The organism is Bacillus sp. FJAT-49736 (genome assembly GCF_018343615.1).
Taxonomy (GTDB): Bacteria; Bacillota; Bacilli; order Bacillales; family Bacillaceae_C; genus Margalitia.
This window is the reverse complement of the sequence record NZ_JAGYPI010000002.1, coordinates 336,925-350,228: the sequence shown is the minus strand read 5'-3', so window position 1 is coordinate 350,228 and position 13,304 is coordinate 336,925. Positions and strand designations below refer to the sequence as shown.

Annotated in this window: 10 protein-coding genes; 6 read left to right on the top strand and 4 right to left on the bottom strand. The window is 39.3% G+C overall.

Annotated features, from left to right (window positions below):
* Positions 1-15 precede the first annotated feature (15 nt).
* The 3 genes from KHA87_RS13195 to KHA87_RS13185 are packed head-to-tail and all read left to right on the top strand — an operon-like array spanning position 16 to position 3,671.
* Positions 16-390 carry a MerR family DNA-binding protein gene (locus KHA87_RS13195; RefSeq protein WP_213094625.1) on the top strand — a complete coding sequence of 125 codons (375 nt, stop codon included), beginning with the start codon at positions 16-18 and terminating at the stop codon, positions 388-390.
* Positions 391-440: 50 nt separating this feature from the next.
* On the top strand, positions 441-1,928 hold the full coding sequence (locus tag KHA87_RS13190; protein ID WP_249310388.1) for a class I adenylate-forming enzyme family protein: 1,488 nt from the start codon (positions 441-443) through the stop codon (positions 1,926-1,928).
* A gap of 3 nt (positions 1,929-1,931) precedes the next feature.
* A complete protein-coding gene (locus KHA87_RS13185; RefSeq protein ID WP_213094624.1) occupies positions 1,932-3,671 on the top strand; it encodes an acyl-CoA dehydrogenase family protein in 1,740 nt (579 codons plus the stop codon).
* Between the two features lie 97 nt (positions 3,672-3,768).
* On the opposite strand, the gene KHA87_RS13180 is transcribed toward KHA87_RS13185, so the two are convergent.
* Positions 3,769-4,476: an SH3 domain-containing protein gene (locus KHA87_RS13180; protein WP_213094623.1), complete on the bottom strand. Its 708-nt coding sequence runs from the start codon at positions 4,474-4,476 to the stop codon at positions 3,769-3,771.
* 254 nt (positions 4,477-4,730) lie between these two features.
* On the opposite strand from KHA87_RS13180, the gene KHA87_RS13175 reads away from it, so the two are divergent.
* Positions 4,731-5,696 carry a bile acid:sodium symporter family protein gene (locus tag KHA87_RS13175; protein WP_213094622.1) on the top strand — a complete coding sequence of 322 codons (966 nt, stop codon included), beginning with the start codon at positions 4,731-4,733 and terminating at the stop codon, positions 5,694-5,696.
* A 410-nt stretch (positions 5,697-6,106) separates the two neighbouring features.
* Here the strand turns inward: KHA87_RS13175 and KHA87_RS13170 are convergent, their stop codons facing one another.
* Positions 6,107-8,416 carry an Ig-like domain-containing protein gene (locus tag KHA87_RS13170; RefSeq protein WP_213094621.1) on the bottom strand — a complete coding sequence of 770 codons (2,310 nt, stop codon included), beginning with the start codon at positions 8,414-8,416 and terminating at the stop codon, positions 6,107-6,109.
* Positions 8,417-8,612: 196 nt separating this feature from the next.
* Between KHA87_RS13170 and KHA87_RS13165 the strand changes: the two genes are divergently transcribed.
* On the top strand, positions 8,613-9,863 hold the full coding sequence (locus KHA87_RS13165; RefSeq protein ID WP_213094620.1) for an ATP-binding protein: 1,251 nt from the start codon (positions 8,613-8,615) through the stop codon (positions 9,861-9,863).
* A gap of 120 nt (positions 9,864-9,983) precedes the next feature.
* Here the strand turns inward: KHA87_RS13165 and KHA87_RS13160 are convergent, their stop codons facing one another.
* Entirely contained in the window at positions 9,984-11,081 is a 1,098-nt protein-coding gene (locus KHA87_RS13160) for a site-2 protease family protein (RefSeq protein WP_213094619.1), read from the bottom strand.
* Between the two features lie 237 nt (positions 11,082-11,318).
* On the opposite strand from KHA87_RS13160, the gene KHA87_RS13155 reads away from it, so the two are divergent.
* Complete coding sequence (locus KHA87_RS13155; RefSeq protein ID WP_213094618.1) at positions 11,319-12,314, top strand: zinc-binding dehydrogenase; 996 nt, start codon at positions 11,319-11,321, stop codon at positions 12,312-12,314.
* Between the two features lie 93 nt (positions 12,315-12,407).
* Here KHA87_RS13155 and KHA87_RS13150 read toward each other — a convergent pair whose 3' ends face one another.
* On the bottom strand, positions 12,408-13,280 hold the full coding sequence (locus tag KHA87_RS13150; protein ID WP_213094617.1) for a LysR family transcriptional regulator: 873 nt from the start codon (positions 13,278-13,280) through the stop codon (positions 12,408-12,410).
* Positions 13,281-13,304: the final 24 nt, after the last annotated feature.

Genomic DNA, 13,304 nt, shown 5'->3' with positions numbered 1-13,304 from the left:
AAGGAGGGAAGGTGGATGGCGGAAAGAGAATTTTTAATTAGCGAGATTGCTTCAATGTTTGATATTAGCTCGAGGACTATTCGTTATTATGAAGAATTAGGTCTGATTAACTCCGAACAAAGGGTGGAGCCTAATCAGCAACGTGTTTTTACCGATAGTCAAAGACGACGGCTGAAATTAATACTGCGCGGAAAGCGCCTCGGATTTAGTCTGGATGAAATTCGGGAAATGGTGAATCTCTATGAAAACAACCCGACTGGTGAAGCAGAGAAACAAAGAATACTAGAATATTCGGACCGGAAGCTGCAAGAAATAGAGGAAAAAATATTGGATTTACAGACCGTTAAATCCGAAATTCTGGCACATCGCGAACGACTTTTAAATGAATGAAAATGATCCAGGGATTTTTGCGATCAAACATAATAAAAGGAGGAAATGGTTTGATTACCATTCATCGTGTCTTAGAAAGAAATGCAAGGAAGCATTCCAAAAAAGAAGCATTCATTTCCAAAACAGCACGATTAACCTATCCAGATATGAACAGTGCAGCAAACCGTCTTGCCCGCTACCTTCAGGAAAAAGGAGTGAAGCGAAAGGATCATGTTGCTGTGCTCTCCCGAAATAATGAACACTTCTTTTATGCTTACTTTGCTTTAATGAAGCTTGGTGCTATACCCATTCCGCTTAATGGCCGCCTCACTGCCAATGAAATGATTCCTATCTTAGAAAATATGGACACAGTTGGAGTCCTTTTTGAAAGCGTTTTCTCAACAGTTATTCATGAAGTGAACAATCAGCTGAACATCCCGCATCCTTTTTCCATTGAAAAAGCGGTGGAGCAATCCTTAAGTTATTCTACTGATAATTTACATTTACCGATTGACCATAGGGATATTTGCCAAATTGTGCTTACTTCCGGTACAACAGGTGTTCCAAAGGGAGTGCAGTTCACCCATGAACAGATTATTGCAGCAGCGACAGGGATTGCGATTGAATTTCACATTTCAAGTAAGGACCGTGCGCTTACCCTTATGCCGCTGTCCCATTCTGCACCGCTTAACTTATTTTTCATGGCGCCTTTTTATTGCGGTGCCACACATATAATAGGAGATTACGCGCCGCAAGACTTTTTAAAATGGATACAAGAGGAGAAGACAACGCTAACCTTCGCAGCTCCAATTGCCTATCTACTGGCAGCGAAGGATCAGGGACTAGCAACGTCTGATTTATCCAGTATGAGATTGTTTGCCTACGGTGGCGGTGCCATGCCGCTTGCATCCTTTCAATTCGTCAGCCAAGCTTTTAATAATAAAAACTTTTATCAGGTGTACGGACTAACGGAAGCTGGTCCGAATGGATGTTATTTAAGACCGGAGGAGCATCAACTAAAGCCTGGTAGTATCGGAAAAACATCAGTAGTGAACGTTGAAATGAAGGTATTAACGGATGAAGGTACCGAAACGGCTCCAGGGGAATATGGAGAAATTGTGTTAAAAGGTGATAGTTTAATGGCTGGCTACTATAAAAATGATGCCGATACTCTGGATGCTCTAAAAGATGGATGGCTCCATTCCGGTGATATTGCGTACCGTGATGAAGACGGTTTTTTTTACATTGTGGATCGGAAAAAGGATGTCATCATCCCAGGCGGTGTGAATGTGTACCCGCGTGAGATTGAAGAGGTTCTTACAAGGCATCCTGATGTATCCCAAGCTTGTGTGGTCGGAGTAGAGCACGGGGAGTGGGGAGAAACGATTAAGGCGGTCATTGTTTTAAAAGAGGATTCTCTTGTAGAGGAAAGGGAGCTGAGACAATTTGTCGCAGATCACCTTGCCGAATACAAGAATCCACGGTTGTATAGCTTTGTTAAAGAACTTCCATACAATGCGAGTGGGAAAATTTTAAAACAAAAGGTAAAGGAGATGTAGCTGGTGTCAAAAAGTATAAAAGATAGTACAAAACTGCATTATGAAAAATGGGAAAGCGGGAATGAAGCTAACTGGTATAGTGACGATCCGATTTTAACCCGTTATGCCCGCCGTTATTTATCGAAAGCCATTTTGGAATATGTGGAGCCTGTATTCGAAAAGACTGGGAAGATAGCCGCGGGGGAAATTGATAAAAGAGCGGTTTATTCAGATCGAGATGGTGCTCCTAAGCTAGTACGCTACAACCGAAAAGGTGAGGAAATAAATGAGATATGGTATAACGAAGGGTATTTGCAAACGGTAAAAGATGGGTTTGGAACAGGGGTAGTTTCGCTTCGTTATGACGAGGACGCACCGGAAAAAATCCCGTTTATGGTGAATTCTATTTTGCTATATTTACTGTGTGAAGCAGAAACTGGTTTTACCTGTCCGGTAGGTCTTTCGCAATCTGCTGCCTTCGTTCTTGAAAAGTTTGGTTCGGTGCAACAAAAAAGAGAGTATCTTACGCGTCTAGCCTCTACAGATCCGGAGCTGCACGCGCAAGGTGCAACCTTCTTGACCGAAATTCAAGGCGGTTCAGATGTTGGGGCTACGGAAACGAAGGCTGTAAAACAAGGGAATCACTATCTTTTAACAGGGGAAAAGTGGTTTGCCAGCAATTGTGATGCAGAAGTAGCCATTACTTTGGCTCGAGTAAATGATAAGCCATCGACACGTGGCCTTGGTCTTTTCTTGGTACCGAGGACACTTCCGGATGGTACGAGAAATCGTGTAACCATCCGCAGATTAAAGGATAAATTGGGCGTAAGAGCGGTTCCCTGTGGGGAGTTAATTTTACAAGAGGCTGTGGGGTATCTCATTGGGGAAGAGGATCACGGATTCAAATATATGGCGGAAGCATTGAATGTCTCGAGGCTTGGGACTGCTATTGCCGGACTTGGAATTGCCAGACGAGCGTTTTTAGAGGCAGCTATTTACACAAGTCATCGAAATGCATTTGGTCAAACTATTAATCGCTTCCCAATGGTTCAGGAAACGCTGGCGAATATGATAACAGAAATTGAGGCAGGGTGGACAATCACCGTACAAATGATTCGTTTATTTGACCATGTTCATACGTACGGAAATCATTCGGAAAAAGATTATACGCTTTTGAGAATTTTGCTATCACTAGCAAAATACCGCTGCAGTGAGCTTGGTGTGTCAGCGGCAAAGGATGCTCTTGAGCTCCATGGCGGAAATGGATATATAGAGGAATATGTAACACCAAGATTGCTTCGGGATGCGATTGTGAACCCGGTGTGGGAGGGAACGGCCAACATTCAATCATTAGAGGTGATGAAACTGCTTCAAAAAGGCGGTGGAGTTCCGTTTGTAGAAGAACTTTTACAAACACTTCAGAAAATTAATCAGCCGGAGCTTTTATCTATAAAAGAGAAGGTTATGAAAGAGGTTATGCGAACGGAAAGTCTTATGGAGCATGCCCTCAAACAGGATATAGACGCTCAAAATGCGGTCGCTAAAAAACTCGCTGATTTTATGTATGATGTTTTTACAGCAGCTCATCTTCTGGAGGAAGCGCAATATGATATCGGGATCACGGGAGATAAAAGAAGGTTTTACGCGGCGGAAAATTGGGTAACTAAATGCTTTGAACATTCTCCTGACCGTGGTATTCTCTCTACCTCCCGCCTCACACCGGAAATATTCGAGAGCCTTGTCTGCTTCGATTATGCTTTGTAGGATTGAATGATCATGGTGCCGGGCACAGAGGTTTACCGAAGGGTGCCCGGCACCATATGCCCAAATTTAATGCACCAATTATTCTGTGCCCATTTTATTAAGGAGAGTATTTTACTTGATGATCAAATAATAGCCACTTGGATCCCTTTTTAATGAAACAGATGGTGGTCGTCTTATTGCCCGTTTCTTCATTTAGATGGTATTGAGAAACGTATAGATATTCTTTCCCGCTTTTAAAGTAGTGTGTAACCGTTGGCTTTTTCGGTTCATACTCTGGCTTCCAATCCATTGGATAAAGTGCCAATCCCCAAATTTCTGTTTCAATAATATGATAAAGCTGGTTTCCTTTGCGATCCTTCCCAGCTGTTCTAAACTGTTGTTTAAAGTATTTATCGATATATGTTTTAGTAAATCCGGGTGCCATTATAGAATAAATTTGTGATTTCGTGTAATTTTCCTCCCAAGTTTTTCTTTCCATTAACATTGCCTTGTCGGTAATCTTTTTTGCTTCAGTAGCGGATATCGGGGTATAAATTCTTAGATATTTATCTGAAACATAGCCCTTTGTGTGGCCATATTTGATCTGAACCCATCCTCTTTTTACGGAGTAGACAGCAACTTTTTCTTTGTATTTTAACGAACCGACTTTTGGATAATGAATCCCGGGTCCACTTCTAACATTAAGGACTCCACTCTCCATGTCAACGACACCTGTCTTTGTTGCCGCACTCGTTTCATGTAATGGGGCAAATACAATTATGGTTAGAAAAAATGATATTAAAACTTGAAAAGCTTTATTTTTCATATATATCCTCCCCATCATTCGGTCCTTTTCCACTAAATACTATAACAGTGTTTTCCTGTGTACAATGATAATCATTAGTCAAATAGTTATCGCTTTTGACAAATAGTGAGTAGTTACTGGTGAAGTTTGTAACTTGATAAGAGGAATACTCCAGGATCAAAGATATTTTATATAGGCTGCAGCAATTTTGATAAAATGGAAGGGAGGAAAAATGCGTCTTTGTTTTTACACCATGAATGTAGGAGATGTTATTGTTGTTAGCTATTATGAATAAACGGCTTGAGAAATGGATGCCTTTTATTACACCAATTAGTGTTATTCTCGGAGTATTATTATCGGTGTATTTGAAGGATTTTTCCTTCTTGATCCCATGGATTTTTGCTTTTATGACCTTTGCAGGAAGCCTTGGATCCAATTTCCATTCATTGAAGAAGGTAATGACCCATCCATTTTCGATTATTATTGCACTTCTAATTTTACATATTGTGATGCCGATATGGGCTTGGGGAATGGGGCATGTCTTTTTCCATGGGGATTCTTATACCATGACCGGGCTAATATTGGGCATGGTTATCCCGACAGGTGTTACGAGTGTTATTTGGGTTTCCATTTATAGAGGGAATATGGCATTAACTTTGTCCCTTATTTTAATAGATACGTTTTTGTCGCCATTTATTGTGCCTTATACGCTTTCCATTTTTGTGGGGCAGAGGGTAGAGTTGAACACTCTCGGCATTATGAAGGGGCTCTTTGAAATGGTAGTAGCGCCGTCCATTCTCGCAATGCTTTTAAATCAAATAACTAAAGGAAGAATCAAGGATACTTTGGGAACAAAACTCGCTCCTTTTTCAAAGGTATGTCTTGGACTTGTAGTAATGCTGAATGGCGCAGTCATTGCTCCGCATTTAAAACATATTAGTTTAAAGCTGTTCGGTATTGGCGCGGTTGTGTTGCTAATTGCTTTTACCGGTTATCTATTTTCGTTCCTAATTGGCAGATTGCTTAGGAGGGATAATGAAACAACGGTTGCTTTAACCTTTTTGGGTGGAATGAGGAATATCAGTGCAGGCGCTGTAATCGCAGTTACGTATTTTCATCCGAGTGTTGCCACCCCTGTTATTATTTCGATGCTGTTTCAGCAAGTCCTGGCATCTTTTTTTGGATTTGTGATAGATAGGTATTTTCGTATAAATGGGAATAGCAGGAGAGAGATTGCATAAAAAATGGGACAATTGCCAATGATTTTGGCAGAGAAATATTACATTCATTTAAAAAGCCTAAATCACTATGGATTTAGGCTTATATCAAATTTGTTAGACCAAGTAGTTTAGAAACTGGGTTGTATAAAAAAGTACTAGTCACAATGGTTTTTGTTCTCTTGTAGTTAGAGTTTGCTAATAGGGATGCTATTTATGTGGAACGGTTGCGGAAATACTTTCCGTTCTTTGTGACAAAAGTGGTGTTTTTAGGAATTAAAAGGACACCAAGTTCCGTTATTATGGCAAAATCCAGCTGAAATTATGTGAATTTCATTAAATAACGGAATGTGTGTGTCCGGTAAAATACAGAAACATGAAAAATCTCATCGATCACAGCTTAAGCGATGCTTTGAATATGGTGCCTGGCACCACTATTGTACTTTTATTGTTATTTGTTTGCTTTGGTTGGCGGATGGGTCGATTAGGTAGGCGCGTAAAACCGTGCCTTTTTTTTGTTTTGGAATTCCTAATTTAAATAAGCCGCTTTTTCCCACTTTTGTTTTTCCAAGAAGTGATGTATTACGATAGACATACAGGGTACAGTAGTTTTCCCCTTTTCCAGTTAAGGAAGTAGATTTGCTTGTTACCTTGTTTATAATAGGTGCTACTGGAGGGATTTTATCTAGTACCTTTGTAGTTACTGCAGGACTTGCTTGCTGTAATTTGTTAATGGAAACAATTTTGATTTCTTTTCCGGCTCGCTGCCTGCTAATCGTTGCTTTGAAATTACCTTTTCCATTTGCCTTGATGCTCTTAATATATTTACCGTCAATATATAATTTGATTGTTTCATATGGCAATGTTTTTCCGGAAAGTGAAGTTGATTTATTGCTAACCGGATTTAGAGTTGGCGCATAGACGACCTTTGTTGTTTTCCAATTGCTTGTATTGCCTGCCATGTCAGTAGCATTTACTTTGATTACCGTATTGATTTCTAGCTTAGGAATGGAAAAGGAATAGACTCCTTTTGCATTCACTTTAACCTTTTTCAGATACTTGCCATTGATGACAAGTCTTGTTGTAGTGCCTGCTTCCGCTTTTCCGGTTACAGTGGTTGAGTTTTGAGTAACCGTATTGATTGTCGGTGTAAAAGGAGCTGTTTTATCAACGACAAAACGAATTTGCTCTTTTTTAGTATCTTTGGAGGTAGAGTAGGAAACAGCATACTTTCCTTCACTAGAGATGCTAAAATTTTTCTTCAAGGCTGTTACTTTGTTATTGCTGTCAATCAGACTTACTGTTTGGTTTGTTGGAACTCCTACTTTGACATTTGTATTAAAAAAGAGTGCATCGTTGTCATCCGTATTTTCAGTGGAAACAGTATCGTTAACGGTAATCCAGCGATAATTTTTGTAAGTATAGTTTTGTGTATGGCTTTGGACAGAATAAGTGATTAAATATAAGCCGTTCTCGTTTGTATCTACATTTCCTGCTGTTTGAATTTTATCCGTTAGATCCCCTTCCGTTGGAGAATATGCCTTGATACCTTCAAGTGGGTCAAAGGATGTTCCCCGCATGATATCCATTGAATTGACACCGGTGAAAAAAGGGAGGATTGTCAGCGTCGGAAATTGTTCATCCGTAAGGCTAGGGTGAACAAAACGAATATTACCATCCTTATCGGTAATATCAATTTGATCAATATAATAGTCCCCGCTCATTTGACTAAGAGAAATGGGAAAATCCGCCTTATACATATTTGAATTTCCTACCTGCTCCATAGGGCTCCAAAAATTGTTCTCTGTGCCTATATGATGAAAGGATATGTTTACACGGTCAATTCCGCTTTCTTTATCCTCGGCATTTACATATGCAGTGAAGCTGTTTCCGGGATACACATTGGTCTCAGACAATTTTACGGAATGAAAAATTGGAGGTGTAAAATCGTTAGATCCGCCTGTAACTTGGAGTGTTCTTCCAGCCAAGGATGGTTCTTTTGTGATAAAATACATTTTCTCATTGCCAAACTTATCAGCCAAATCTGCATAATCGAATTCCCATACTCCATTTTTTGCGTTTGGTGGTATTGGAATAATCGCTTCATACTGCTTCGTGTTTTTATTATACGATAGCGGCCCGCTTAGATAGGTATCTGTCTTTTTATGTCTGATGCTGACAAGTCCCGTTACGTTTGGACTTTCATCATAAATAGTAAGTACTAGTTTCGCTTCTCCATTCGCCTTCACATTAGGGGTTAAAACCTTTACATCTGTAAGCTTGGGAGGTGTAACATCACTAATTCCATTAAGGACCGTAAATTTTAATTTTTGTAGGAGGGAGTCGGAACCATAATATCTACTTATATTTCCTGCATTATCGGAAAGCTCCGCATAGGCAACAGACCACTCACCATTTTGCATTGTATTGTCTACCTTCCAGCGAAATTCATATTTATTGTTCCCAATATACTTCATCATGGTGAGAATTTTTTTTCCGGAAGGATTACTTAATTGTATTAAAGTACTATCACTTTCTTCATTTGGCCCAGATTCCAGATCGGGTGCTACTTCGAAGGTCATGACGATCGTGTCACCAATTTTTACTTCTGTTTGATTAAGAGAAGTTTTGATGAGCTTTAAGGGTGTTACATCATTTTCTGCAAAAACCTTTGAATAATTGGGTATGGTCGCTAGTGTAAGAAAGGCTAATAGGACAAGCGCCAGCCATTTTTTTATACGCATTTTTTTCTCCTTTATTTTGAAAAGCTATTAATATACTAATTATTTTATAAAACGGTAGATTTATATTCTATGTGTAAAATTTGCCAATAATATATCCGAAAAAGGTCTTAGGTATTTTGCTTTATGTTGAAGGATATTTGTAAAAATAGTCGAATTACTTTAATAAAAAACTCAGGATCATGAGGTAAAACATTGTATGCTCGCAGAAAAATTGCTTCTACATGTACTCATTATTTTAGCGCCGGTGCTTATCTACAGTATGATTTTTGAAAATCGGAAGCTCGGCAAATCCCCATATATAATCGGAATTCTTTATGGTATTTCAGGTGCACTTTGTTTATTATGCACCTATACTGGTTATGGTCTTTATTGGGACCTTCGGTATATACCACTTATTTTATCGATTATATATGGAGGACCATTAGCCGGGGGGATAACTTTCTTTAGTATTTTTATTACGAGGGTGTATGTAGGAGGGGATACTCTCTTAATCGGTTTTGCCAGCGTTTTGGGTACCGCCATTGTCCCTTTTATATGTGCAAAGTTTTTTATGAAACTGCCAAAACGGAGACGAATGTGGTCAGCCATTCTGATGGGATTTTGGCCGGAGGTTATTCAACTATGTATTCTGTTCTCCCATCAACTTTTTTTACAGGATGAAGTTGTTACTAGAAAACTGATATCCTTCATTTTTATTTTCGGCTTGATTCAAATATTGGGCATTGGAATTGCCTCATGGCTTCACGAAGCCATTATTGAGAGAGGGTTAGTGAAAAAGGAGATTGAACGTGCAGAAAAGCTGAATACTTTAGGGGACCTTGCTGCTTCCATCGCTCATGAGGTACGCAATCCTTTGACGGTAGTAAAGGGGTTTCTGCAGCTGATTCAGAAAGAGGAAAAAGGAAATAATTACGAATATTTGAGTATTGTACTAAACGAGCTGGGAAGGGCAGAAAGTATTATTAGTGATTACTTGAATTTTGCAAAGCCAAAAGCCTTCCAAAAGCCGGAAAATATAAGAATGGATCAAGTAGTTTCGGAGGTTGTTTTTTTACTGGAATCAATGGCCATAAAAAATGGGGTTGTATTAGAACATAATATTGAAGAAGCTGTAGAGTATCAAGCGGATAAAAATCAGTTAAAGCAAGCACTTGTAAACCTTATTAAGAATTCAATTGAAGCGACGCCTAATGGGGGAAAGGTATGGGTTTCTCTAACTCAGGAAGGCGGGCAAATAAAAATAGTCATTAAAGATAATGGGAAAGGAATGACGGAGGCGCAGCTTTCCCGGATTGGAACATTATTTTACACGACAAAAGACAAAGGTACAGGCCTTGGCACCACCGTCTCCTTGAATATTATCGAATCTATGAACGGTAAAGTAAAATATAGCAGTCAACTAAACGCAGGAACAAAAATCAGCATCACATTTAGAAATCATGTTTAAGTTTCCATACGTTTTGGTACTATAGGTTTTGGTGCCAGGCACCCTTTGTGAACAATTTGCAATTTGTCCACTCGTATGGTTAGTTGAACTCAGGATGCCTGGCACTACATCCAAATGTATCTACCTAAAAACCTGGCGGGCTTGGTCTAGGTCTAGGGTTTGCAGGGAGTACACCATGCAGCCCGATAGGATCAAGATTAACAGAAGGTAGAATATAAAGACGATCAGTTTATCTTTCTTTGTTGTATTTTTATAGAAATGGATTTTCTGCAGCTGCTGCTCGACTTCTGCCTGGGCTGAATAGATCGGTTCTTGAGCCAAATCCCCATCATATAAGGACTCAAGCTGAGAGACAATCATTCGATACGCATGCATTCTTGCCTCGTAAATAGCTTCTGATTTTTGATCGCGCTTTCCGGATAATGCGTTATTGGTGGAATGAAGAATCCCTTTGTATTCGTAGATTACTCCGTTTAACCATGCTAACTTCTCGGCATCGTCTGGAAGATTCATATACTCCGTTTTTAATTTTTCCCACTCCTGTATTCTTTCCTTCCATTCCAACGATTGGTTAAGAAAATACTTTTCTCTCCTGTCCTCGCTTTTCATCGCAAAAACCTGAAAGATTCCAAAAATCACTAGTAAAATAAGAATAGGATCAGGACTGATAATGGCAGCGATTGCTATGACAACCAATCCAATGATAATTAATTTTTTGCTAAGCATTTTTGCTATGCGACCGCCGTCTAATGGCATCATTGGTATCAGATTGAATAAATTAATCATTGCACCGACCTGGAATAATGCCAACCAGAACAATTCATGTGTCATGTAATAAAGAACAAAAAAGGGTAGGATGGATAATAAACCGGCAACCGGTCCCATAAATGAAATATACACATCATCTTTGATAGATTTTGGCTTTTCTTTTATTCCTACGGCTGCTCCGATAAACGGAATGAAAACTGCCGCAGTGGTTGGAACTCCTTTTTGGCGTGCCGCCACCATATGCCCCATTTCATGTATAAACAGCAAATACACGAGTCCGACGCCAAACTTCCATCCGTATAGCAATGTGTAAGCCCCAACGCTGATTAATAAAGAAATTAACGTATGAAGCTTAGCAATTTTTAACACAACGATAAGATATTTTAATTTGGAAAGTAGTACGAGTAATGCCCCGCCAATTACTCCTAAAATGCTTTTTCTATTTTTCATTTTTACCTCCTCGACCACTAGATTTTGTATATAAAAATCAAAAAATTTAAAAGAATTCCATCATAAAACATTGTCCAAACTCATCTAATTATACGATGATATTGGAGAAAAGTTTTACTTTTTTAACATTCTGTAAAAAAACTCCCCATTCGATGTAGATGCTTTGGTATAACTGGAAAAAAGGTATAAAATATATAGTAGTTTCTGACAAAAATAAATAAAAAGGAGCACCTGAAAATGAAAGCACTCATACACGCTGAAAAGGCAGGTTTTGAAGGATTACGATTAAGGGAAGTGGAAGAAAAACTTCCGCAAGCAGGAGAAGTAAGGGTAAAATTAAAAACCGCTGGCTTAAACCACCGTGATTTATTTGTAGTTCTCACCCGCCACAAGCCTACAGATCCACCGGTGATTGTTGGTTCTGATGGAGCTGGGATAGTTGATGCAATTGGTGAGGGGGTAACTGGTGTTCAAGTTGGGGATGAGGTGATGATTAATCCTAGCTTAGGATGGAAGGAAAAAAGCGATGCACCACCGGCTGGATTTGATATCTTAGGACATCCAACTGATGGTACTTTTTCCGAAAAAATAATTGTTCCGGCGGCAAATGTTGTGGCTAAACCATCGTATTTAACCTGGGAAGAAGCTGGGGTTCTATCACTCGCAGCATTGACAGCCTATAGAGCATTGGTGACAAGAGGGAAAGTACAATCTGGAATGAAAGTGTTCATACCTGGGATTGGGAGCGGTGTTGCAACCTTTCTATTACAATTTGCAAAGGCGGCCGGTGCTTCGGTATATGTATCCTCTCGTTCAAAGGAAAAGTGTGAAAAAGCACTAGCACTTGGAGCTGATCAAGCGTTCGATACAGGTGCAGATTGGGAGCAAGAGTTTAACGGTGAAAAAATGGATCTTATCATCGAATGTGTAGGAGCCGCCACATTTAATAGATCTCTGAATCAATTGCGTCCTGGCGGTACGATTGTAACATTTGGATCTTCTACAGGGGATAGTATCCAATTCGATCTCCGTGCTTTCTTCTATGGGCAATTTAATCTTTTAGGTTCTACTATGGGTAGCGGTGAAGAATATAAAGAAATGATCGAGTTCATGGAAAAACACCAGATACGGCCAGCTGTGGATCGAATTTTTCCACTTGAGCAATATAAAGAGGCATTTGACAGATTGGAAAACGCAAAGCAATTGGGAAAAATCGGATTATCTATTAGTTAGTAATAACTAAGTAAAAAAACTAACAATCTATGATAGATTGTTAGTTTTTAGTATTTATAGGGCATGTCCGTCAACATTTTTCCAAGTAAAGAATTATGTTGTTAGCATTTCTAAAAGCTTCTTTAACGCATAAGAATGGTAAGCATCTTTTTTTGTAATAATGCCTAATCTCCAGAGAAGGGATGGTTCCTTAATTGGTATCATTTTAATATTGGCATGATTTTGTTTGTTAAATATTAATTTTGGTAATATGGTGATCCCCATTCTGGAGGAAACTAGCTCCACAATCAAATCCCATTGAGTGCTTTCATAGGAAACTATCGGTTCAAATCCCGCTTCGTTGCAAGCTTTTATGACCACATCATGTAGGGTAAAATCCTCGGTAAATAATATAAATTTTTCATCCTTTAATTCGCTTAATGTAATAGACTGTTTCTGGGCAAGCCGATGTTCCGTATGGATGTATAAAACAAACTCATCGGTAATAAAGGGGTAGAGGTTGAATTTTTCCTCATCAACCGGCAGGACAATGATTCCTAGGTCTATTTGATTATCATCAATAATTTGCGTAATTCTTTTTGCACCGAGCTCTACAAGTTGGAGTTTTACCTTTGGGTAAGCTGCATGGAAACGCCGTGCAATATCAGGGAAAAAAAGGGTTCCGATTAGTGGCGGAATTCCAATTCTTAGTTCGCCGGTTTCTACATTTCTTAATTCATCTAACAGTGTGGCTAACTCATTTAAAGAGGCAAGTGCCCTGCGTCCTTGCTGATAGACAATGCGCCCGGCATCTGTTAAGCGCAGGTGGCGGGTAGATCGATCAAATAATTCCACTTGAAGTTCTTCTTCTAGCTTCCTTACCGCTTTACTGAGAGAAGGCTGGGACAAGTATGAATGCTCAGCTGCTTTAGTAAAGCTATTATGATCTGCCACTTCGATAAACATTTTAATTTCTCTTATATCCATTCATGAAGCTCCTATTTATTCCTT

Excerpts from the sequence above, each read along its gene's own strand:
- KHA87_RS13195 (WP_213094625.1), top strand. The coding sequence starts at position 16 with ATGGCGGAAAGAGAATTTTTAATTAGCGAGATTGCTTCAATGTTTGAT.
- KHA87_RS13180 (WP_213094623.1), bottom strand. The coding sequence starts at position 4,476 with ATGAAAAATAAAGCTTTTCAAGTTTTAATATCATTTTTTCTAACCATA.
- KHA87_RS13170 (WP_213094621.1), bottom strand. The coding sequence starts at position 8,416 with ATGCGTATAAAAAAATGGCTGGCGCTTGTCCTATTAGCCTTTCTTACA.
- KHA87_RS13165 (WP_213094620.1), top strand. The coding sequence starts at position 8,613 with ATGCTCGCAGAAAAATTGCTTCTACATGTACTCATTATTTTAGCGCCG.
- KHA87_RS13160 (WP_213094619.1), bottom strand. The coding sequence starts at position 11,081 with ATGAAAAATAGAAAAAGCATTTTAGGAGTAATTGGCGGGGCATTACTC.
- KHA87_RS13155 (WP_213094618.1), top strand. The coding sequence starts at position 11,319 with ATGAAAGCACTCATACACGCTGAAAAGGCAGGTTTTGAAGGATTACGA.
- KHA87_RS13150 (WP_213094617.1), bottom strand. The coding sequence starts at position 13,280 with ATGGATATAAGAGAAATTAAAATGTTTATCGAAGTGGCAGATCATAAT.